Here is a 23,243-nt window from a genome sequence, read left to right on the forward strand (position 1 = left end):
TTTACCGGAGCGACCGCGGGACGGTACCCGGTCACTCCGGTAATGACTTGCAGTAAACCGTATGAGTCGATCATTGTCGCTGTAGCTATCGTAACAACTGAAACGATGTACACACCGATCGCCAATCCGTCTGGAGATCGGGTGTGCAATGACGTTCAGTGGCTACTATAGGTACTCGCCGTGGTTCACGAGTTCACCAGTCGACGAAAACTCCGTCGCGTTCTCGGCGGAACGGCAGGTGAGTGTCGGACGTTACGGCATGGAGGCTTCGTCTCGGCTCAGTCGGCGAAGTAGGCCGTGTGCAGTCGTTCCATCAACGCCACCTGATCGATGCCCTGAAGGTTGGCATTTCTCGCACGGACCACATCGTCGTGAACGACCCATGCGTGGGGCGTTCCCTCGAGGAGGATCTGTTCTGCCTCCCGTATATACTCCGATCGCTCGTCGATGTCGGGAGTCGTCATCGCAGCCTCGGACAGTTCGTCGAACTCCTCGTCGCGCCAGAGCTGTCGGTTTCTCGACCCGTTCGGTGCTCCCTCGACCGGAGTCATGAACATGTTGTTCATGTGGTTTGTGGCCGTAAAGAGGTTCGCCGCGGCGTACAGGAACAGCTCGTGCTCGAAGTCGAGTAACACGTCGAACGCTTCGGAGCCCGATCGGATGTCGATTTCGGCTTCGATTCCGACGTCCGCCAGTTGTTCCTGGAGAACGACGGCAAATCGCTCGGTCCATGCCGTCTGCCACCCAAGCATGCTGACCGTAAACCGTGGGTCGCCAGTGTATCCGGCTTCATCGAGGAGTCGTTCCGCTTCCTCGGGGTCGTACTGCTGTGCGTTCTCGGGTTCGCGTTCGAAAAACGGCCCCATCGTGGGAACCAGCATACTGTGGGCGGGTTCACCGTATCCGAACCACGCCGTATCGACGACCTCCTGTCGGTCGATTGCCAGCGCGATGGCTCTTCTCACCCGCGGATCGTCTGTCACCAGATCCTCGTCTTCCCACTTGTCGGTCACTTCCCGGTCCGGAGCGACGATCTGAGCGAGCTCTTCCCACTCATCGCTCGCTGCATCATTACAGAGCATCTGAATGGATTTGTACGCCCCTTTCGACATCGTATCCAGGACCAGATCGTCGTGATTTTCTATTGCGTCGGCACGGTCGTACGAGTTTTCGTTCACCAGATCCAGTTCGCCGGAAGAGACGGCAGTCCACATGGTGCTCGGTTCCGGGATGAACTGGTACTCGATCCCGTCCAGATACGGGAGACTGTTTCCGTCATCGTCCGTATCCCAGTAATCGTCGAACGCTTCCAGCGTTACCGATTCTCCCGGCGTTCGATCGGTGAGTTCGAACGGTCCCGTCCCGACGGGATACTGCTGGTAATGTTCCGGATCGTCCTCGTAGGCCGTCTGGTTAGTGATCGTCCCTACCCCTTCCGGTGCCATGAGGTAGACGATGAACGGGACGTATGGCTCTTCCAGTGATATTCTAATCGTATAGTCGTCTGGCACTTCGATGGACTCGATCGCGTCGACCTCGTTGTAGGGCGTATCGTCCATCTCTTCGATTCGCTCGATGTGCCATCTCACGTCTTCGGCAGTGAAGTGGTCCCCGTTGTGGAAATCGACGTCGTCACGAAGTTCGAACTCGTACGTCGAGTCGTCCGGATTGTGCCAATCTTCGGCGAGTTCCCCTTCGATCTCCTGGTTTTCGTTCAGCCGCAGGAGGGAGTTGTATACGTGGAACTGAATCGGCCACTCGGATTCGCCCCAGATCCGTGCAGCATCTCCCTGTTCCATGTGGTCCTGGTTCAATCCGATTCGTGCGACTCCACCGGACGATGGGGCCCCACCGTTACCGTTTCCGCCGTTACCGTTTCCACCGTTTCCGCCGTTCCCACCGTTCTCACCGTTTTCGTCACCCGTACAACCAGCCAGTCCGGCCAGTCCTGCTGCACCGAGTAGTTTCATCGACGTTCTGCGATCAATTACTGGCCCCTGGACATCTTCCATGCTAACATCATCCAATGCCATGTCATGATGTAACCTGTCGACACTTTATAAACTTACCTTAATTATACTGATAGTACGGGGGCGGAGATATTAGGACAAATTGACACCGATACGGGAGGGCAGGGATGCACACCGTAGCCCAGCAGCGCTATCCCGTCTGGTAGTCGCTGAATCAACCATCCGATCTGGTCGGTGATGTACTCGCTACGTACGACAATTTCCGCTCCGATTCGTGGATGAGCCTATCGTAGTCGTTTTCGGTCGTTGCACTTCCACATGCGAATCAGCGGCCAGCACTGGTGGCGTTGGCCGTCTGCGTACGAGCTGGGACAATTGGTTCGACGATTACTATAGTATCGTTCCAACCGTCGAGTGATGAGCGAAACCGAACCACACTGCATGACTTCGTTCATCGGTTCACGATTGGACCGCCGTTAGAAGTTTACCGGTATCTCGATAACGGTCGGCCGGTCACGATCGAACGCGTCCGATATCGCCGCGGGAAGTTCGGATTCGACGTGATCCACGTCGACTCTCTGCGTGGCCGAACCGGTAGATTTCGCCAGTTGAATGAAGTCCGGATTCTCGACGTCAGTTCCAACGCTTCGTCCGTAGTCACGAACCTGCGTGTCCTCTATAACCCCGTAGCCCCCGTCATTGATCAGAACGATCGGTACGTTGAGATCGTATTCGACGGCTGTCGATAGCTCCGGTACGGTAAACATGAATCCACCGTCACCCACGATCGATACGACTTGCCTGTCGTCACATCCGATGGCTGCCCCGAAAGACGTCGGCGGGCTAAAGCCGAGGGTGCCGTACCCTCGAGGAAAGATGAACGTCCCCGGGTGATTCGTCGGGAACTCTCTCGCAGCCTTGTAACACACCTTGGTCATGTCGTTTGCAACTATCGCATCGTCATCGAGTGCGCTCCGGAGGGTGTTGATAATCCGCAGCTTCGTCTGGTCCCCACTACCATCGGGTTCGTTCTGGGCCAGGTGTGCATTGATGTCGGCGACCCGCTCTCGATTGTGAGTTCCGAACGTCACGTTTCTCTCCTCGACGAGAGCGAGTAATTCTTCCAGCGCAACCGACGCATCTGCGGTCAGTTTCACCGCTGTGGGGTAATTCTTCCCGAAGTTTCGATAATCGATGTCGATATGGACGAGGTTTTCGGGGAACTCCACTTCTTTCGTATCCATCGGACTCAACTCGGTGCCTACCGCCAACACCAGATCCCGCGTCGCGATGAACTGACTGACCTCCTGTTGTCTGAAGCGATACCCGATATTGTACGGGCTGTCCTTCGGAACGACTCCTTTTCCGGCGATCGTGGTTATTACTGGTATCTCGGTCCGCTCGACGAATCGCCGTACCGCGGTCGCTGCACTAGTGGTCCCTCCTCCGGCGATGAGCAACGGCTTGTCCGCTTTCTCCATTCGATCGACAGTCTCCCGCAGTCGAACTTCGTCGGGCCGCTCCGGAACGTGGCTCTCTCGATCTACTGGCTCGACGGCTTTTTTCCGGGACAGGATATCGATAGGGATTTCGAGATGGACGGGACGGGGACGGTGTGCATCGAGGTGCTGAAACGCCGAGGAAATCGCGTCGGGGATGTCGTTGACCCGCTCGACCCGCTCGCTGTAGGCGACGATGTTGTCCATCATTCCCTTCTGGTCTTTCAACTCGTGGAGTTTGCCCCTGGCGTGACCGATCTCGTTTGCTTTATTTTGACTCGAGATGATGAGCATCGGGGAGGAGTCCGAGTACGCCTGAGCTATGGGCGTCGCAGCATTCGTCAGCCCCGGCCCAGTTATCAGGAGGGCAACGCCGACGTTGCCCGTCGCTCGAGCGTAGCCGTCCGCCATAAATCCGGCTCCCTGTTCGTGTCTCGTCGTGACTGGCCGAATCTCGCTGTCCACTAACGCGTCGTACATCTCCAGGGTGTGAACACCTGGAATTCCAAAGATCGTGTCGACATCCTCTCGTTCTAGTTGCTCGATGACGGCTTTTCCACCCGTTGTCCGTGACATACACCCTCTATTATTAGACCTCTGTATAAACCTTTTGACTGGATGGCTCTCCGTCGAACTTCGTCTCGCGCGTGTTCTGATGTTCTCTTCGGCCCAATTCCGAGAACGGTCGTTCAGATCAGGGGTGTCGACGAGTGACCGACGACTCGAGTCGGTCTTTACACTGCCAGGCAGAGTCATACGATCTCGTGTACCGATTTCTCGGAGAGGATGAGACGTCGACCGCGATGAGTGATTGACCGATATCGAATTCCAAGTACCCATGGCTTCGATAAGTGAGAGACTGGATTATGGTCGAGTTCGATGAGCACGAAACTGCCCGCTGTCGCGGAGGCAAATCGACCCGGTTATATGGAGTAGGTGTCGTGCCAGGGACGAACGTCTTCGATGGTCGCACTGGCTGCGATGACGGTTTTATCTGCCAGCCGGGGCCCGATTAGCTGGAGTCCAACCGGCAGCCCTTCGGGGGTCAACCCGGCGGGTACCGATGCTGCCGGGTGTCCGGTATAATTGAACATGGCAGTGTAGTGCCATCCGTGTTCTGGAATCGGTTCGCCGTCTATTTCATCCGGTTCTTTGATCCGCTTGTCGAAAGCCGGGATCGAAACGACGGGCGAGATCAGGAGATCGTACGATTCGAAGATATCGGCGATCGTATCGTAGATTTCCGTTCGGATATTCTGAGTCTGCTTGTATTCGACAGCCCCAGTTTCGTGGCCGCTTTTGACGTTGTACTGCGTGTGGGGCTGTAGAACATCGCGATACGCCGCGTGCTCCTCTTCAGTGTGCTCCTTTCGGAAATTCTCGTCGGATGCTGCCCGTCGGACCTCGTTCCAGCAGTTGTACATGATGTCGAGGACCTCCTGGTGTGTGTAGTCGAAATCCAGCTGAATTCGCTCGACGTTGGCCCCGGTTTTCGAGTCGATATCGGATACCGCATCGTTGATTACTGATTCGACGTCCTCGCGCAGTGGGAAGTTAGTAAAATTCCTGCAAACTGCGATATCCAGTCCATCTATCGAGTTCGTAGTCGCATCGAGGTACGGAGTGGCTGGAGCCGGCAGACTGAACGGGTCCCGCTCGTGTGGGCCCGCCATTACGTCGAGCATCAGGGCTGCATCGGCTACGTGGCGCGATATCGGGCCGATATTCAACATCGGTGTGTGGTGGGCGAAGGCATCGGGCCGCTTTATCATCGGGATACGTCCGAACGACGGCTTCAGCCCATAGACACCACAGAACGATGCGGGGATACGGATCGACCCGCCACCGTCGCTCCCATGCGCGATCGGCACCTGGCCATCTGCTGTCGCCGCACACGATCCTCCAGACGATCCCCCGGCAGTTCGTTCTTCGTCGAAGGGGGTGATACACGGATCGCGGAGTTCGTTTCTGGTATTACCACCCCGCCCGAATTGGGAGGTGTTCGTTTTCCCGATAATGACACCACCGGCTTGTTTGACTCGTTTTGCAACGACGCCGTCCTCCTCGGCGACGTCGTCTTCGTACAGCTTACAGCCCATCGACGTCGGGACGCCAGCGACGTCGTAGAGGTCCTTTATCCCGACTGGCACTCCGTGAAGTGGACCGAGGTGTTTTCCGTCCCGAACAGCACGGTCTGCTTCGCGGGCAGCGGTTCGTGCCTCGTCTTCCATTACCGTCAGAAACGAATTGACGGTGTCATTTCGTTCGTAAATTCTGTTGAGGTGGGCATCGACGACGTCGACGGAGGATAACTCACCCGTTTTAATTTTCTCTGCGAGCTCTACTGCACTCGACGAACATAGATCTGAAGCCATGCGCAACGTTCACTAAATGCACAAAATATAAAATACTTTGGTATCGGTATACCCGTTCCGAGTAACGGCATTGTATTCCTCATCGGGAATCAGCGGCCCGTGTAAGCGATGTGGCCGCTCGAGTACAGGCGTGAGACCGTTCCGATAGGCTCGGTTAGGTGAAACGGCGGAAGGGTCTTGTTAGAGATATTCACACAGCCGACGGTGGGTTTACGAACGTACCAATGTAATCCAATTTCCACTCTGTTCAAGATATTCGGATGAGTAGCTGCAATGAGTTACCGGTGCAATCGCGAGCCGTCTGCAGTTGTGCCGGTACCGACTGACAGAAAATTACATCGCCGTCTCCGACCGTAACCAATCGCCTCGACTGCGTATCGCCCGTCTCCGACCGTCTCCTATCGTCGGCGCTTGCGATTGTCGCAGCTATAGTACCAACTGAACCAATTTGTACACCGATCGCCGATCCGTCTCGCGGTCGGGTGTGCAGTGATGGCCAGTGGCTCCTATCGTGGCGAGGGATCAAGCGAACCGATCACTCATCGAGTCAAACCTGTTATATTAAACGAAACTATTTTACACTCCGTTGTCGTTCTCTCTCCGGTAAGACCAATGTCGTTCGAAGACGACCTTCCCACGACCGAATCGATACCTGTACATGTCTGCTCGAAGTGTGGCGGGGAGGTTCCACGTGATTACTATCTGGTGTGTCGCGACTGCGGGTATACACCCAGACACGGATCCGATTGATGTCCGTACGCGGCTTCCCCGCTATATTTATATATCGCTCTCACTGACTTACTAGCCACGTCGAACAACGTAGGCGGTTTCATCGACCGCTACTGAGGGATACGAATGACCGTGAGTAACCAGACAGTCCAGGCCGTTGATACAGAGATCGAACGTCTCGAGGAGAGTATGATCCAGTTCCTTTCGACACTGGTCGAAAAGCGAACGGTGACAGGGAACGAGCGAGCGGGTCAGGAGGTGATGGCGAACAAGTTCGAGTCACTGGGAGCAGCCGTCGATCGGTGGGAACCGAATCCGGAGCGACTTCGAGGTCACAGTGGATACTTCGAAACCTCGACGTTCGAGGAAGTCGGGTACGGTGGCCGCCCGAACGTAGGGGCTCGTCTCGACGGGGTCGGTGAGGGGAATTCACTCGGCCTGAGCGGCCACATCGACGTCGTTTCCGTAACCGAACGCGAGTGGGACAGTGATCCGTGGACGCTCGTTCGAGACGACGATCGACTCATCGGTCGCGGCAGCTGTGACATGAAGGGGGGTATCGCTGCGTACGTCACTGCAGTCGAAGCGCTCCAGGCTGCTAACGTCGACCTGGAGGGGGATCTCGTTCTTCAGTCGACTATCGAAGAAGAGGCCGGTGGCGTCGGCGGGGTCCTCTCTGCGCTCGAGCGCGGCTATCGGCCCGACGCTGCCGTCATCCCGGAGCCCCTCGACATTCCACACATCGGTACCGCAAGCGCGGGCGTTATGTACTTTAGAATTACCGTTCCTGGCCGCACAGCCCACGCAGGGCGGGCGTACGCGGGAGTAAACGCACTGGATAAAGCCGTCTTGCTCCTGCAGTCTCTGAACGACCTCGACGAGACGCGAAAAGGCCGAATCGACTATCCTCGAGCGTACCGGGCTGATCGACGCCTCGAGGGCCACGTTACGAATCTCAATATCGGTGTTATCGACGGAGGAGAGTGGCCATCGACCGTTCCTGGTGAAGTGACTCTAGAGGGGCGTATCGGCTGGCCGCCCGGTGAAACCCGCGAACAGGTTCGAAAAGAGATTCGACGGACGATTTCGAACGTCGCGACTCGGGACGAGTGGCTGGCGGAGCATCCTCCCGAACTATCCTGGTTTGGCTGGCAGGCTGAACCACACGAAGTGCCGCTGGATTCACGAATTGCACGGGTTTCGAAGACGGCCGCAGAGGACGTGACGGGCAATGAGGGGCAGTTCGTCGGCGGTCATGCAGGAATGGACGAACGCTTTTATAAAAATTATTATGACATAAACGCGGTGTCTGTCGGGCCGTACGGCGAAAACCTCCATGGACCAAACGAACACACTACAGTCACTTCACTTACCGATACCGCGAAAACACTCGCCCGTATCATTATGTATTACTGTGGCGTTGCGTCCGATTGAGGAGTCCCGCCAATATTCATCCACTACCGGCCAGTAGATATAAATAAACCTATTGCAACATCATACGCAATGTCGACGGAACAACAGCGCGAGTACGATCACTTCATCGCCGGTGAATACGTCTCACCGGCGAACGATGAGTACTTCCGAACTATCGATCCCGCCACAGAAAAACGAATTGCGGACGTAGCCGAGGGTACCTCGACTGATGTCGACCGGGCTGTCGAGTCGGCTACGAACGCGTTTCAGACGTGGCGGGACACGGAACCTGTCGAACGGGGGAGAGTCCTCCACGACATCGCGTCGGCTATTCGAAACAACGAGTCGGAACTGGCAGAACTGGAAAGCCTCGATCAGGGAAAGCCAATCTCTCAAGCACGGTCGAACGTCAAAACCACGGCACGATATTTCGAATATTACGCCGGCATGGCGGACAAGATCGAGGGGAAGAGTATACCAAAGGGGGCAAGTAATGTTGATTTCACCGTTCGCGTTCCGTACGGTGTCAGCGCACAGATCACTCCGTGGAATTTCCCGATCAGTTTAGCCGGCCGGGGCATCGCGCCTGCGTTAGTCGCCGGGAATACGGTCGTCGTCAAACCGGCACCGACTACCCCACTGTCGACTCTTCGGCTCGCAGAGATCGCTCACAGCACAGCCCTCCCAGACGGTGCGGTAAACGCTGTCGCTGGTGGTGTTGAAGCCGGACGGTCTCTCTCCTCGCATCCGGATGTTGATGTCCTGACGTTCACGGGAAGTATTCCGACGGGGAAAGCGGTCATGGAGTCCGCCGCACAGACGATCACACCCGTCACACTCGAACTCGGCGGGAAAAATCCTGCAATCGTTCTCCCCGATGCCGACATGGACACCGCTGTTTCCTCGATTGCGAACGGAATTTTCCACAACGGTGGCCAGATCTGTTCAGCAGCCGACCGGGCGCTCGTTCACGAGTCGGTTTACGACGAATTCATCGACCGAATAGTCGAGAGTGCGGAATCCTACGAACTGGGGAAGGGAATCGATGACCCCGATATGGGTCCACTCAATAATACAGACCAGCTGGAGAAGACACTCGAGTATATCGATATCGGGAAAGAAGAGGGTGCAACACTCGAGACCGGCGGACACGAGATCGACCGGGACGGATATTTCGTCGCTCCAACCGTCTTCTCGGACGTCGACCACAGTATGCGGATAGCCCAGGAAGAGATATTTGGCCCCGTTCTTTCTATCATTCCGTTTTCGGACGTCGAGGACGCGATTAGAATCGCTAACGATACCAAGTACGGGCTCACTGGTGCCGTTTTCTCCCGGGATGTTACACGTGCGCTCTCCGTGGCTCGAGATATCGAGGCGGGTGGCGTCGCCGTCAATGAGTGGTTTGGTGGCGGAATGGGAACTCCGTTCGGCGGCTTCAAAGAAAGCGGTATCGGGCGGGAAGGCGGATCGGAGGGGCTCGATTCGTATTTACAGACCAAGAACTTCTCGATCAACATCGGCTGAAGAGTACGTCGAGTAGTGGCATACTCGTTCGTGAACGCCTGTCATCTCACACGCGGATACAGCTGGCACCCGGAGTATCCAACACTACCCTCGGGACGTTTTTGGAGTTCTGTGTGGTCGGAGCCCCCGTCGTCTCTCGCCGGAGTCCCCTGACTAGAACAAGATTTATAATACTTCGTACAAACAGTTCTGAATGTGAGAATGAGAACCAAGGCTACGAGAGGCAGAGATATCCCATGGGCTTGAGGGGATACGTTCTCAAGCGGATCGCACATGCGCTGCTCGTTGTGTATTTGGTCACGACAGTCCTCTTTATCGGGATTCGATCAGTTCCGGGCGACCCCGCTGTGTTAATTCTGGGAAGAGACGCAGATCCGGCGGCGATGCAAGAGTTACGGGAAAGTCTCGGTCTGAACGAACCGATATACGTCCAGTACGTGAGGTGGATGAGTGGTATCATGCGGGGTGATTTTGGCAATTCACTGTTTACGAATCAACCCGTAACTGACACCATCTTCGGGCTCGTCGAACCGACGATCAGTATCGCGATAGTGGCGATGATTATTGCAATTTTCATCGCCATTCCGGCGGGCATTATCAGTGCGGTACGCCAATACAGTATCGAAGACGACATCGTCACGTTCGTCTCGTTCATCGGACTCAGTCAACCGAGCTTCTTTACTGGCATCCTGTTGCTTCTGATATTCGCAGGGCATTTCCAGTTGCTGCCAGCTTTCGGGTACAATCCGATCAGTGAGGGCATTCTACCCTGGCTCTCGAGTATTATCTTGCCCGCCACGGCAGCAGGGATCTCGAGTGGTGCCGTTTTGATGCGAATGGTCCGCTCGTCGATGCTCGATGTGCTGAACGAAGATTACATGCGAACCGCAGAGGCAAAGGGTCTCGACAAGAACTTGATCCTGTTCAAACACGGCCTGCAGAATGCGTTGATACCGGTCCTTACACTGGGTGGGCTGTTGTTCGGCGCCTTGCTCGGTGGAACGGTGACGCTGGAGATCGTCTTCGGAATCAACGGAATCGGACGACTGGTCATCCAGTCGATTAGTCGACGGGACTTCCCGGTCATACAGGGGGTCGTGATCATCATCGCGTTCGTATTTGTTATGTTGAATCTCGTCGTGGACCTGCTCTACACGGCTATCAATCCAAAAATCAGATACTAATATGAGTCACGAAAAACCACCAACTGGAAGATTTCAGGGGGTCGTGCAGTACACACAGACCGTCTGGAACGATAGCATCGCTCTCGATCGAATCCGGGAAACGACTACACACAGAAAGGGACAATTAGGATTTTTGACGGTGGTCGGAATCGCGTTGTTAGCGGTTTTCGCACCGATCGTCGCACCACACGATCCGCAGGCGATAGATGGTACGCCGTTTATAGCGCCCGGCATGACGGGAGAACACATTCTGGGAACGGACTCGTACGGCCGTGATATCTTTTCCAGATTGCTTTATGGCGGACGCATTAGTCTGGTAATCGGTATCGGTGCAACCGGTGTTGCGGCTGTCGTCGGAACAATTATCGGAGTTATTAGCGGATACTACGGCGGCCTCGTAGACGACGTTCTCATGCGCTTTATCGACGCATTGTGGGCACTTCCGTGGCTGGTACTTGCAATCCTCATTATTTCGATCTTCGGACGAAGCATCACGAACGTGATTTTGATCATCTCGATCGCCTACATCGATGACTTTGCACGGATCGGCAGAGGAGAGGTACTGGCAATACGCGAAGAAGAGTACATCCTGGCGGCGAAGAACATCGGATTGGGTGACTTGAGTATAATGTCTGGAACCGTCCTCCCCAACATGGTCGGACCTATTATCGTTCAGTTCACCATCTTCACTGCACGGGCGATCCTGGTCGAAAGCGCCCTTTCGTTCCTCGGACTGGGTGTGAGCCCGGCAACACCCACCTGGGGTATGATGCTCGGGGACGGCCGGGACTACATAATGGACGCCTGGCATATCGCGATACTGCCCGGCCTGGCGATCGTAATCACCACGCTGGGAATCAATCTGTACGGAGACGCACTCCGGGATTCGTTCGACGTCAAACAAACGAGGGAGGACTGAGTAGCCATGACAGAGCCAATCTTGGAAGTCAAGAACCTGACCACGAGCTTTTCGACGGACGAAGGAGAGTTGATTGCGGTCGACGACGTCTCGTTTACTATCGACCGAGGAGAGATATTTGGGATCGTCGGTGAGAGCGGGAGTGGGAAAAGCGTCACTGCTCTCTCGATATTACAGCTAATCGATTCGACCGGACAGATCGATGCAGACGAGATTCTGTTCGACGGTGAGGACTTGTTGTCGGCGTCCGACGAGGAGATTCGACAAATCCGCGGGTCGAAAATGGGTATGATTTTCCAAAACCCATCGACGAGTCTGAACCCCGTGCTCACTGTCGGTGAACAGATCGCTGAGGTCGTCCGGCATCATGGTGATGTGGACGAATCGGACAGCTTCTGGCGGGAGATGGGGCGAAAGTACGTGACTGGGACGTCGACCCAGTCGCCGTCGTGGAAACGAGCCGTTTCCCTGCTCGAAAAGGTCGGTATCCCCGCACCGGAAGAGCGAGCAAAAGATTACCCACACCAGCTATCTGGTGGGATGAAACAGCGAGCGATGATCGCGCAGGCGCTGGCTGCTGACCCGGAGTTGATCATCGCAGACGAGCCAACGACGGCACTCGACGTGACTATCGAAGCACAGATACTCGCCGAACTCGAGAATTTGCGCGAAGAGTTCGACGTCTCGATCATATTCATAACCCACGACCTGGGTGTTATTCGGGAAATCTGTGACAACGTAACCGTAATGTATGCAGGAGAAGTCATGGAGGCAGGTGATGTCCGAACCATCATCGAAGATCCCTGGCACCCGTATACGCAGGACCTGATCGCGTGTATTCCTCGTCTTTCAGATGATCGCGAGTGGTTGACAGTCAGCGAGGGAAACGTCCCCAGCCTCGTGAACAAGGAACCGGGTTGTCCGTATCGGTACCGATGTGATTACGAATTTGGAGAGTGTACCACCGAATCAGAAAAGTTTGCGGGCTCATCGGCGAATCATCAAGTGAAGTGTCACTTACACGACCCCGAGCACGACGAACAGTTAGCAACCATGGAACGAGAAAGCGGTCTCTATGATAGTCAATCGACGGATAGTATCGATGGAGGTGTGAGCCAATGAACAGTACAATCGCGGAGAACGAACTGGACGGCGATACCGTATTGAAAGCTGAAAACGTCAAGAAGCACTTCCCTGCTGATGACAGTATCGTAGACAAAATTCTGGGTCGATCGAACAGCGTTCACGCGGTCAACGGCGTTTCCCTTTCTCTCCAGCGGAACGAAATAGTTGGTGTGGTTGGCGAAAGTGGCTGTGGGAAAAGCACACTCGGTCGGACGCTTTCACGTCTGTACGAACCGACGTCCGGTTCGATATTCTTCAACGGAAAAGATATCAGCTCCCTATCCCGAAAGGAAGAAAAAAAACTCCGAAAGGAGATCCAGTTTATCTTCCAGGATCCACACTCGTCGCTCAATCCACGCCGCAAGATCGGCGAGCTCATCGGTCAACCGCTCGAGGTACACGGGATCGCTACTGGATCCGAGAAACGGGAGCAAGTAAAACAGCTCCTACGAGAAGTCGGCCTCGACCCGGGACAGATCGACCGGTATCCGCACGAATTCTCTGGGGGCCAACGCCAACGTATTGGGATCGCTCGTGCGCTGGCAGTCAAACCGAAACTGATCATTGCGGACGAACCGGTCAGTGCGCTCGACGTAAGCGTTCAAGCGCAAATAATCAACCTTCTCAAGCGAATCCAGGACGACCACGGCTTCTCTATGATCTTTATAGCCCACGACCTACGAGTGGTCAAGCATATCTCTGATCGCGTCTTCGTCATGTACCTTGGAGAGATAATGGAAAAGGCCCAGACGGATGATTTGTACGACAATCCCCAGCATCCATATACGCGTGCACTCCTCGAAGCCATTCCCAATATCGATTCCGAGTCAAATAGAGAGGATACCATTCTTACGGGTGATCCCCCAGATCCTATCGATCCACCCTCCGGTTGTCCGTTCCACACGCGATGCCCGGAGTACATTGGAGACATCTGTGAAAACGAGAAGCCGCCCCTGGAGGGGGCGACCGACCATGCCGTTTCATGTCACTGGAAAGACCGATCAACGAAAGAACGACTCGAGCACGCCCCTCCGGGTGGAACTGACTAGAACGTCGCTGAAAATCTCATCCTGAACGCTGGCCAGAACACATCGACTTCCTCGATCAGGCTATCGGATCTGCCACAGTGGGTCTGCCCTTTCATACGGATTGCTGTACCTGTTAACCGGAGCGACCGGGCGCCGTCCCGCGGTCGCTCCAGTAACGACTTACAGCAAACCGTATCAGTCCGCGATGCTCTCTCTTTTCGAGATCGGTGAGTCCCCATCCGATACACTGATTGCTGACGTGTGTCGGAGTGGTAAAACGGACTCTGTACAATTTTCATTCCGTGTGGAAAACTGCAATCGTGGTCACAGGTTGTTCGTGACGGTGTGCTGTGGGTGAACCGCTTGGGTTCACCCCACAGCAATCAATCGGCAGACTTGAACGGGCAGTGTTCACTTTGCAAGGGGATTGGTGTCTCGAACGGACGAACATCGTGAGGCAACGACAGAACGTCCAACCCTTGCAACAGAACCATATTGTTACATGTTATTAAGTTTACCGGCTACAGGGGTCGAATCTGGGGTATCAAAACCCTGGGAGATATGAGAACGGAGCGCTACCCATTCTTCGACCGGTCGTCGACCAGCTGACCATCGATATACATTCGACCCGCGGCGGTTGTGACCGGTAAAGATTCATAGCAGTCCATCCCATCCGGTTTGCTGTACGTCATTGCCGGCGCAGTCGCGACCCAGTTGTTGGGCGCGCCGGTAGATCGGTACGGTAATTCGTCTCAGTCTTCAGTGGCTGATTCATCGAGACTTCCACGGTCGAGCATCATCGACGTCCCTCGGTCGATCCAGCGTCGACGATAGAATACGATTCCGACGAAGACGACCCGAAACACGAAATCCAGGATCACGGCCACATACGCTGCGACGACACCGTATCCGAGCTGAACGCCCACAACGTAGGTGAACCCGAGCAAGAACACGAACGTCCCAATCAGGCGGGCAACGAACGGCGTAATCGTCTCACTTCCCCCCCGCAGCGACCCGGTGAGAGCAATATAACCAGCGATCAACACGGCAGCGATAGCGTACGCCTGGGCGAATCCGGTTGCATACCCGACGGTCGCAGGATCTCGGGTGAATATCAGGACAAACTGTTCAGCGAACACGAAAAGGAGTGCACAAAACCCGCCAACGGATACCATGCTCAGACCGGTCGCAGCCCAACCAATGTAGTACGCCCGACCTGCATCGTTGTCTCCAAGCGACTGTCCGACGAGGACGTTTGCTCCCACACCGTATCCACGAGACAGGGGTGATGCGACCTGTTGGTACATGCGTCGACCGATGTGGTATGCAGCGTTGACCTCGGTACCGAACGCTAACAGAATCGCGTTGAACGGAAACTCCGCGATCATTTCGGAGACGCCCTCGGCGATACGGGGCCAACTGATGATCAGGATCTGCTTGGCTATCGTCACTCCTCGAGGACGCACGTACGACAGTGTACTCAACGAACTCCGGATGAAAAGTAAAAACGCAATCGCGGCCAGTGTATCTCCGAGTGCTGTCGCGGCTGCAATCCCGATAACACCGAATTCAGGCAGTGGGCCGACACCAAATGCCAGGGCGACTGTCAGCCCGATATTAAGCACGTTGACAGCTCCGTTGATAACCATCGGCGTACGGGTATCGCCAGTTCCCTGTATCGCTCGAGCGGCGATGAAATTGATATGAATTGCCGGCGAAGAGAGCAAGATGACGAAGAGATAGGTGCTGCCGTAATCGACAACGTCCGTAATTGCTCCGTCGTCGGTGAAACTACCGAGAACGTCGATCGCCCACTCGTTGAAAAAGAACCCGAAGACGATGAAGGGAATTCCGCCGAGAATTCCAAGTAGTAGCGCCTGTGTCACGGCTTGATTTCGGTTTGCAATCGCATCCGCGCCCGTATCCTGAGAAGAAAGTACGATTGCGCTATCACCGATACCGATGCCGAATCGGATCGGGAATCGAGCATAGATGTCGGCGAGTCCGACTGCTGCAACGGAGGCAGGGGAAAAGAAGCCGGCGACGACGAGGTCAGTCGTCCGCATGAGCGTCCGGAGCAACTGTTCGGCCATCACCGGCCACGACAGCCCAAACACTCGCCGCCAGATGCGCCAGACACGGCGTTTCTCTTCCATTAACGCAAACTCAGCCTTAGTAATATTTTCTGACTAATGGGTAATAGCAGTTGTGAATTGAACACCGTGTTTAGGCTGGTGGTCGCCCTCGGATATTTCGGTAGCAATCGACGGAACGTGTATCTGCGAAATTTGCCACCAGATCGACCGTACGACCTATCCCAACGCCTGTAACTACAGTAGCCACTGCACGTCGTCCGACACCCGATCGTCAGACGGATCGGCGATGGGTGTGTCAACCGTTGCAGTTGTTACGACATATACGCACTTCTCACACAGATCGCAGTTTTCACTACCCAAACTGTTCGTTCGTTCCTGCAGCCCCCGCCCTCATCATCGAAACAAACCGTCTATACGCTTCCGAATACGTATCTGCTTCCACCTGAGTGGTCCTTCCACCCGTCCGTTGAATCCCTTCAAATCGGGAAGCAAACCTTGCCTGATTTGACGTCGACCAATCGATTTCTATCACTGTCGGCTCCGCAGGAGCCGATTGGGTAAACTTCCCTTTTTCCGCTTCTTTTACAGTTTTCTTCGATTCACGCTTGAGGTCCGTTTGAACCTCCTCTTGAGGGAATAGTTTTCCACTAAATCGATCGATTGACTCTTTTACTGTTACTGTGTTAACGTCACGGATCTCTCGTTTTGCTTCGTCTGTCGCCTTGTCGTCTCCTGTAACGAGCCCTACTGGCACACCGACCGATTGGGCATACCTCGCATTGCACCCTATCTCTCCCACTTCTTCGTCGTTCACCCGAAGGGATATAATCTCGTTCGTATAGTACGAATGATTGAGTATTGCGTCTTCTGTACCGGCCTTTGCGTGAAACCCGACGAACATCGCGACGTCATATCGTTCATCGAGTCCCTGTATCTGGGACTTCGGTTTTGAATTGCCTCGGATCAACTCCGCTCGAGGATGCAGAGATTCGGGCGGTATATTTCTCATCGTGGAGTGAGAGTCGTTGACGAGGATTGTCTCTACATTTGCTTCCAGGGCTCCCTCGATAACCGTATTCACATCGCTAACCATTCGATCCTGCGCTTTTTTGTACTCGGGATTGCCTTTGATGACGTCTTCTACTGTTGTAACTCCCGAAATCCCCTCCATATCAGCTGATATGAACACTCGCATAACGTAGGTAATTAGTTACTGGTATAAAAAACCCAGTTCACACGCCACTCGTGGATTTGCTCAGCCACCGCCACGCGGCGGAGATTAAGAATGTCGGGAACGAACACGGATGATAACACACGGCGGTTGCCGTCTGCATTCATACGGTCTGCCATGAGTCTTTACCGGTCGATCGCAGAACGGTGGGCGATCGACCGGCAATCAGTCATAGCAAACCGTATCACGCAATCGCTGTTAGCTTCGACCCGCCGATACGTCGGTCGGCGTAGCGATGACTTAACACGCGTCTGGCAGTCGGGTGAAACGGCTGGCAGCACCCCGGAGACGTCGATGGCAACGTCGACGCGGGTCCTCGATGCTAAGATTGCTGTCAATAGATCTGGTTATTGGATTTGTATTCATCGTACAATACCTCTGCACCAAATTTTACTCAATCTCGCGGTTGTGAACGACGAGGTAGCGCTCCGGCTGTTGGGTTCTTGCACCGATGGCCCAGAAGCACGACCGATCCGATGTTGTGTCTCTCGCCAGTGGATACGGCTACCGTAGTCACTGCACCTCCTGCACACCTGACTGCACGATGAGAGCGCGATTCGAAACGAGCGGGCACGAGTGAGAAACGCGGATACAAGCGCGGAACGCTGTGAGCCGTGAGCCGTGCGGTTGGTGTGTCGTACGGTTTACTGCAAGCCATTACCGGAGCGACCGGGTGCCGTCCCGCGGTCGCTCCGGGACGCAGATGCAGCAACCCGTATCAATCGTTGCAGTTGTTACTACTCTGATTGCACTCTTTCGATCAGGACGACCGACCTGTTCGACGATACTGGGGGTAATGCAAAGAAAGGCGGACTCATACCCTGAGATTGGGTGTTGACCGGTTTCACAATTCGCCGACCGATTGTCGAGATTTCGCCGGCTCTATCTTGAATAGAATGGGCACTACTGTAACATGCATCGATCATACTAGTCATATAGTGGACAGAACCCGTATGTAGTGTACACAGTCGGACTGCTATGGTATTCAGAATCTCACCTGCACCGAATAGTACAGTGTCTACTCTACTTGACCGCTCGACGAGCGGGATATTCAAGTCCGTATTTAACCCGTTTCGACGGTGTCAGCGAGAGTGAGATGAGAAGTTCATACCGTACGCGAACGTGGAACCCGTCGCGACGACGATTCCTCGGTGCGGTCGGTGGGCCCGCGATATCGATTACGATCGGCCGTCTCGACGATGGTCTCAAGGCCGACGTCAGTGCAGCCTGGATATACGACGGCCGGCCGGACGACCTCGGTTGGACGTACGCACATCACCAGGGTCTTCGAGGGGCCGTCGCCGAGCTGGGTGAATCCCTCGAGGCGGAGTACGTCGAAAACGCCGATCCGACGGACGTCGAAGATATCGCGCGTCGATTCGCGGCCGACGGGTTCGACGTCGTCTTCGGGACGACGTCCGACTTCACCGCGGCGATGGAGCGCGCCTCTGAGGCGTATCCCGACGTCGCGTTCGAGGTCGCCTCCGGGACGCATACGGCCGAGAACCTCGGTGCGTACTACGGCAAGATCTATCAGGCACGATACCTCGTCGGCAACGCGGCCGGGCTCGTGACCGAAACCGACGAGATCGGGTACGTCGCATCTAATCCAGTTTCGACCGTCCTCCAGGATATCAATGGATTCGCCGCAGGTGTCCGGGATGTCAACCCGAACGCGACGGTCCATCTGCGCTGGACGAACGAGTGGTTCGACCCACCGACTGAGCGCGAGACTGCGCAGGCGCTCGTCGACGACGAGAACGTCGACGTATTGGCCCAGCACCAGGACTCCCCTTCCGTCGTCGAGACGGCGAAAGACAACGACGTCTGGGGCTCCGGCTTCAACACCGACATGTCCGAGTTCGGCGGTGAGAACTATCTCACGTCGCCGATCTGGAGCTGGGACGTGCTGTACCTCGAGCGGATCGACGCCGTTCGGGACGGCGACTGGGAGGCGGACGTAACGTTTCCGGCGATGGCCGACGGCGTCGTCGCCATCTCGAACTTCGGCCCGAACGTGCCCGACGATGTGGTCGAAGCGGTGATCGACCGCCGTGAGAGTCTGCTCGAGGGAGACGCCGACGCGATCGTCTGGCGCGGAACGCCGTTCGAGGACTGGTCCGACGCGGCGCTCCTGTTCGACGTCGACACGCTCGAAATCGACACCGTCGACGAACCCGAATAGCGAGAGGGCGCGGAACGGTTACCGTTGACAGCGAGAGAGTCCTGGCGTTCACGGCGGGGAGGACGTCGTACGAGAGGAGGTGCTTCAGATCGGGACTCGAGGACGAGTCACCGCTCGTCCCAGGTCGGTGCCGGATAGATGGAATCGGCTTGGCTGATTTCTTTCGGCCACACGAGTTGCCTGCCCGCATCCGGCTGCCACTGGAAGACGACCATCTCTCTCGAGATGGCACCGTCTTCGCCGAACTGAACGGGACCGTAGAGGCTCTCGAACTGGGTTTCGGCGATGGCGTCGCGCACGGTTTCTGGCGTCAGTCCGTCGACAGTCATAAACGCACGCTAGAACGTCTGGAGGACGACGCTGGCGGCTGCGCTGTGGTAGGTGGGTTCGTACCCGTACTCGATGGCCGAGATGAACTCGCTCGTTGATTCGAAAACCTCGTCCGCAGAGTCGACGGTGGTCGCCCACGGCGACGGGCCGTACCAGTAATCGTCGTTTCCCCGGTCTGTTCTCTGAACGAGTCAGTGAGGCTGCCCCCGGCACCCACGCTATAATAACAACTGAAACGATTTCCACACCGATCGCCGATCCGTCTGGTTATCGGGTGTGGAAATCGTTTCAGTTGGTACTATAGGTTTTCGGAGGTTCGCCGGAGTGTCCCCGCCCTGAACCAGTACTTCGACGAGGAACTCGGGTGACGTCCCGACGAGTCTGGGCTCCTACCAACTCACTTGTGTCATCGTGAGTTCTTCGACCTTCACAGACGTATCACGTTTGCTCACACGTTCGGGTGTGCCTGCGTGAAACCCTTACCATCCACTGGTAGCGATGATTTTTCGCGACGGGTAGCAGGCAGTGTCACTACCCTTTCTTGTCCTCACACGCCGTTTCCTTTTCAGGATCTTTCTCGGGTTCGTCTTCTTTCGGCACCTCTTCGTCCGGCTCGAGGTCCTCCTCATCAGGGAGGGAATCCTCCGTGAGGAGGATCTCGAACGGCTCATCCGCAGGTGCGTCCTCCGGCTCGAGGTAGCCAACCGCGAACGCGGAGTAGACGGTACCTCCGGCGAGGGAGACGTCGATTTCGAAGACGCTGGTCTCTCGATCACCCGCGGGATAGATGTCGAGCGTATACTCGCCTTCCGGGACTTCGGTGTAGCCGGATTCGCCGAACGCGACGTTCTCGAACAGCGCGTCCCCGGTTTCACCGACAACGACGTCCACCGACGGCGCGTCGGGTGAGGCGTGGACGACCCGAACGCGAGCGGTACCCGGATCGATCGGGCTGTTATCGTCATCGAGAAACAGCGCCTGGAGGGGCTGGTTTTCGGCGGCCACTTCGCCGATCGCTGCGAGAGTGGAGTCCACGTCGCCGAGCTCGTCGGTTTCCTCGAGCACTGCTTCGTCCAGGTCTGCACCGGCGGGAACGACCTGAATCGTGTACGTGCCAGGCTCGAGGTCGCGATAGTCGGTGACCGTCCGGTACGCGAGGCTCTCGCGAACTAATTCTCCGTCCACGTAGACGTCGATGTCGGGTGCGTCGGGTGAGAGGTGTGCACTTCGAGTCTGGACGACGGTCTCGGTCGGCTGGCCGTTCGGCTCGTCGTCCTTCGACGCGGCCGTAGTGCTTCCGACGCCACTGACCACCACGAGGCCGCCGCCGATCTGTATAATTCGTCGTCGACTCACGCCATTTTCGGTCATGTAAGTGTCACGAACGACAATACCGGTGATAGTGCTAACAGTTGCAAGCGCAGGCCGAGGCGTTCCGAAACTCGATAGCCACCGCTTTAGCACCCCCCCGATCGAACCACTCGGTGTGAAAGGAACCTGATACGTCCGCGTCCTGCCCGTCGCCTCGAGCTATCGATCACGTCCACGGCCGTCGAGTCGAACGTGGCCTCGTTCTGGTCGCCATCTGACTCGAGGTGACTACCGATGCCCCGAACGTCGACCGAAAGTCGATAGCGGTAACTGGCTGATAGAGGCTCACAACTCGACCAATACAGTATCAACTGAAACGATGTACACACCGATCGCACGACAGCTGTGGGATGGGTGTGTAAGTGGTTCCAATTGGTACTATGGTTGATGTATGCTGCCTGCTCACTGGATCCGGCGAACCCACACGTAACACAGCAAGAACCCGACGGCGACCGCGAATGCGAGCCCCGCGTACACCGCGTCCTGAAACGACAGCAGCGTCGCCGCGAGGACGAACGCACTCGAGAGGACGGCGTATCCGACCCCCGAATCGCCGTCGGCCGACTCGACGGGATCGGTTCTGACGACGAGTTCGCCGCGCTCGAGTTGCCCGAATACGGTATCGATCCGGGCGGGCAGTCCTGCCACGACCGGCGCGGACTTGCGAACGTCGGCACGGACGTCCTCGAACAGCGCCTCCAATTCGCTCTCGATGAATCCGTGGTCGACGAGAAACGACTGCGTCACCGCCAGAAAGTCGAACTCCGGATCGAGGCTCCGACAGACCCCCTCGCCGACGGTACCGACCCGGACGAGCAACATCACGTTCGGCGGGATTCGAAACGGGAAGTCGTGAAGCATCGCGAACAGTTCGGTGATGATCGCGCGCCAGGTGATCTCGGAGCGTCCCTCGAGGGTTTCGATCACTAGCTCGAGGACCCGTCGAACCGCGACGCGATCGACCGTCGGCTCGAGGACGTCGAGCGCGATGAGGGTGTTCACCAGTCCGTCGACGTCGCGTCGAACGAGCGTTCGATACAGGGCGGTGATGTCGGCCTGTTCTTGTTCTGTCAACCGCTGGCTCATGCCGTAGTCGTAGATGACGAGCCGTCCGTCGGACGTGACCGCGAGGTTTCCCGGGTGTGGGTCTGCGTGAAACACACCGTCGACGAGCCCCATCCGCAGATAGGTGCGCGTGATCAGGGTCGCCATCTCGGTTGCGTCGGTTCCCACGTCAGCGAGCGCGTCGTCGTCCGTGATCTTTCTCCCCTCGACGTACTCCATCGCGATGATACGATCCGAACACAGCGCGGGATACACGTCTGGAATGACCACCCGATCGTCGTCCGCGAAGTTCTCACCGATTTCGGCCATCACCGCCGCTTCACGCTCGAAGTCCAGTTCGTCGCGGATGATCTCCTCGAAGTCGTCGGCGGCGTTCTCGAGTGAATACTGCTGGCGTTCGTCGGCGAACAACGACAGGAGGGGGAGCAACCGACGAATGACGTGGAGGTCCCGCTTGATCATCGCCACGAGGTCCGGGCGGCGAACCTTCAGGGCGATCCGTTCGTTCTCGTACGCTGCGGTGTAGACGTACGCGAGCGAGCCGCCGGCGATCGGCGTCACCGTCTCGAGGTCGAGCGTATCGCCGAGTTCCGCTTCGACGACGGCAAACGGGTCGCCGCCGGTTTCCTCGGGCACCTCGTCTTGCAGGGTCGAGAGGGCGTCGACGTACGTCGGCGGGACGATGTCGGGTCGGGTCGAGAGAACCTGTCCGACCTTGATGAACGCCGGCCCGAGTTCGAGCATCGTGTGGGTCAATCGCTCGGCGCGTTCGCGATGAACTGACTCGGAGACGGACCGCGAGCCACCGAACAGGACGAACCGTCGTCGATCCCTGAGAAGCGCGATTGCGATCGGGAGAAATCGAACGAGGACCTGGAGATACCGATAGTAGAATCTCATCGGCCGCAACCGACTGTGCGCGCGATCCGATGTCGACTCATAACCGTTCGTTGACCGAGACGCTACTAAAAGCTGACTGGTTTTCCCGTCGGTTGTTGTCGTTCGAACGGCGAGTGGTGGCCGTTCGCGGGTAGGTACCCTCGAGTGGGACCTCGAAATTATAGTAGCCACTGAAAGCCATTGCACACCCGATCGCCAGACAGGTCGGCGATCGGTGTGTAACTCGTTTCAGTTGTTACTATACCTGCACCACCGCATTGACCCATACCGTTATACCTTGCTCCCGAATACGTCCG

15 protein-coding genes are annotated in these 23,243 nt (G+C 56.3%); 7 read left to right on the forward strand and 8 right to left on the reverse strand.

Annotation, left to right across the window (positions count from 1 at the left end):
* Nucleotides 1-278: 278 nt before the first annotated feature.
* The 3 genes from EA473_RS08145 to EA473_RS08155 all read right to left on the reverse strand — a co-directional run bounded on the left by EA473_RS08145 (nt 279) and on the right by EA473_RS08155 (nt 5,844).
* Entirely contained in the window at nt 279-2,033 is a 1,755-nt protein-coding gene (locus EA473_RS08145) for an ABC transporter substrate-binding protein (protein WP_124195166.1), read from the reverse strand.
* A gap of 413 nt (nt 2,034-2,446) precedes the next feature.
* Nucleotides 2,447-4,045 carry a thiamine pyrophosphate-binding protein gene (locus EA473_RS08150; protein WP_165875234.1) on the reverse strand — a complete coding sequence of 533 codons (1,599 nt, stop codon included), beginning with the start codon at nt 4,043-4,045 and terminating at the stop codon, nt 2,447-2,449.
* Nucleotides 4,046-4,392: 347 nt separating this feature from the next.
* Nucleotides 4,393-5,844: an amidase gene (locus EA473_RS08155; protein ID WP_124195168.1), complete on the reverse strand. Its 1,452-nt coding sequence runs from the start codon at nt 5,842-5,844 to the stop codon at nt 4,393-4,395.
* 855 nt (nt 5,845-6,699) lie between these two features.
* Here EA473_RS08155 and EA473_RS08160 point away from each other — a divergent pair.
* From EA473_RS08160 to EA473_RS08185, 6 genes are all read left to right on the forward strand, one after another.
* Entirely contained in the window at nt 6,700-8,007 is a 1,308-nt protein-coding gene (locus tag EA473_RS08160; RefSeq protein WP_124195169.1) for an ArgE/DapE family deacylase, read from the forward strand.
* Nucleotides 8,008-8,076: 69 nt separating this feature from the next.
* Nucleotides 8,077-9,513 (forward strand): aldehyde dehydrogenase family protein, encoded by a 1,437-nt coding sequence (locus EA473_RS08165; protein WP_124195170.1) that lies wholly within the window; start codon nt 8,077-8,079, stop codon nt 9,511-9,513.
* 113 nt (nt 9,514-9,626) lie between these two features.
* Nucleotides 9,627-10,697, forward strand: a complete 1,071-nt coding sequence (locus EA473_RS08170; RefSeq protein ID WP_207890158.1) for an ABC transporter permease — start codon at nt 9,627-9,629, stop codon at nt 10,695-10,697.
* 1 nt (nt 10,698) lies between these two features.
* Nucleotides 10,699-11,616, forward strand: a complete 918-nt coding sequence (locus tag EA473_RS08175) for an ABC transporter permease (RefSeq protein WP_124195171.1) — start codon at nt 10,699-10,701, stop codon at nt 11,614-11,616.
* Nucleotides 11,617-11,622: 6 nt separating this feature from the next.
* Nucleotides 11,623-12,738: an ABC transporter ATP-binding protein gene (locus tag EA473_RS08180; RefSeq protein WP_124195172.1), complete on the forward strand. Its 1,116-nt coding sequence runs from the start codon at nt 11,623-11,625 to the stop codon at nt 12,736-12,738.
* On the forward strand, nt 12,735-13,790 hold the full coding sequence (locus EA473_RS08185; RefSeq protein WP_124195173.1) for an ABC transporter ATP-binding protein: 1,056 nt from the start codon (nt 12,735-12,737) through the stop codon (nt 13,788-13,790). Before EA473_RS08180 ends, EA473_RS08185 begins: the two co-directional genes overlap by 4 nt.
* A gap of 731 nt (nt 13,791-14,521) precedes the next feature.
* On the opposite strand, the gene EA473_RS08190 is transcribed toward EA473_RS08185, so the two are convergent.
* Both EA473_RS08190 and EA473_RS08195 read right to left on the reverse strand, forming a co-directional pair.
* Nucleotides 14,522-15,862, reverse strand: coding sequence for an MATE family efflux transporter (locus EA473_RS08190; RefSeq protein WP_124195265.1), 1,341 nt, complete (start codon nt 15,860-15,862; stop codon nt 14,522-14,524).
* A gap of 355 nt (nt 15,863-16,217) precedes the next feature.
* Nucleotides 16,218-17,060: a M55 family metallopeptidase gene (locus tag EA473_RS08195; RefSeq protein ID WP_124195174.1), complete on the reverse strand. Its 843-nt coding sequence runs from the start codon at nt 17,058-17,060 to the stop codon at nt 16,218-16,220.
* Nucleotides 17,061-18,192: 1,132 nt separating this feature from the next.
* Here EA473_RS08195 and EA473_RS08200 point away from each other — a divergent pair.
* Nucleotides 18,193-19,281 carry a BMP family ABC transporter substrate-binding protein gene (locus EA473_RS08200; RefSeq protein ID WP_124195175.1) on the forward strand — a complete coding sequence of 363 codons (1,089 nt, stop codon included), beginning with the start codon at nt 18,193-18,195 and terminating at the stop codon, nt 19,279-19,281.
* Between the two features lie 107 nt (nt 19,282-19,388).
* On the opposite strand, the gene EA473_RS08205 is transcribed toward EA473_RS08200, so the two are convergent.
* From EA473_RS08205 to EA473_RS08215, 3 genes are all read right to left on the reverse strand, one after another.
* A complete protein-coding gene (locus tag EA473_RS08205; RefSeq protein WP_124195176.1) occupies nt 19,389-19,610 on the reverse strand; it encodes a hypothetical protein in 222 nt (73 codons plus the stop codon).
* Between the two features lie 532 nt (nt 19,611-20,142).
* Entirely contained in the window at nt 20,143-20,982 is an 840-nt protein-coding gene (locus tag EA473_RS08210) for a DUF4397 domain-containing protein (RefSeq protein WP_124195177.1), read from the reverse strand.
* Between the two features lie 402 nt (nt 20,983-21,384).
* Nucleotides 21,385-22,947, reverse strand: coding sequence for an ABC1 kinase family protein (locus EA473_RS08215; protein WP_124195178.1), 1,563 nt, complete (start codon nt 22,945-22,947; stop codon nt 21,385-21,387).
* Nucleotides 22,948-23,243: the final 296 nt, after the last annotated feature.

It is taken from the genome of Natrarchaeobius chitinivorans, assembly GCF_003841505.1.
In the GTDB taxonomy this organism is placed as follows: domain Archaea; phylum Halobacteriota; class Halobacteria; order Halobacteriales; family Natrialbaceae; genus Natrarchaeobius; species Natrarchaeobius chitinivorans.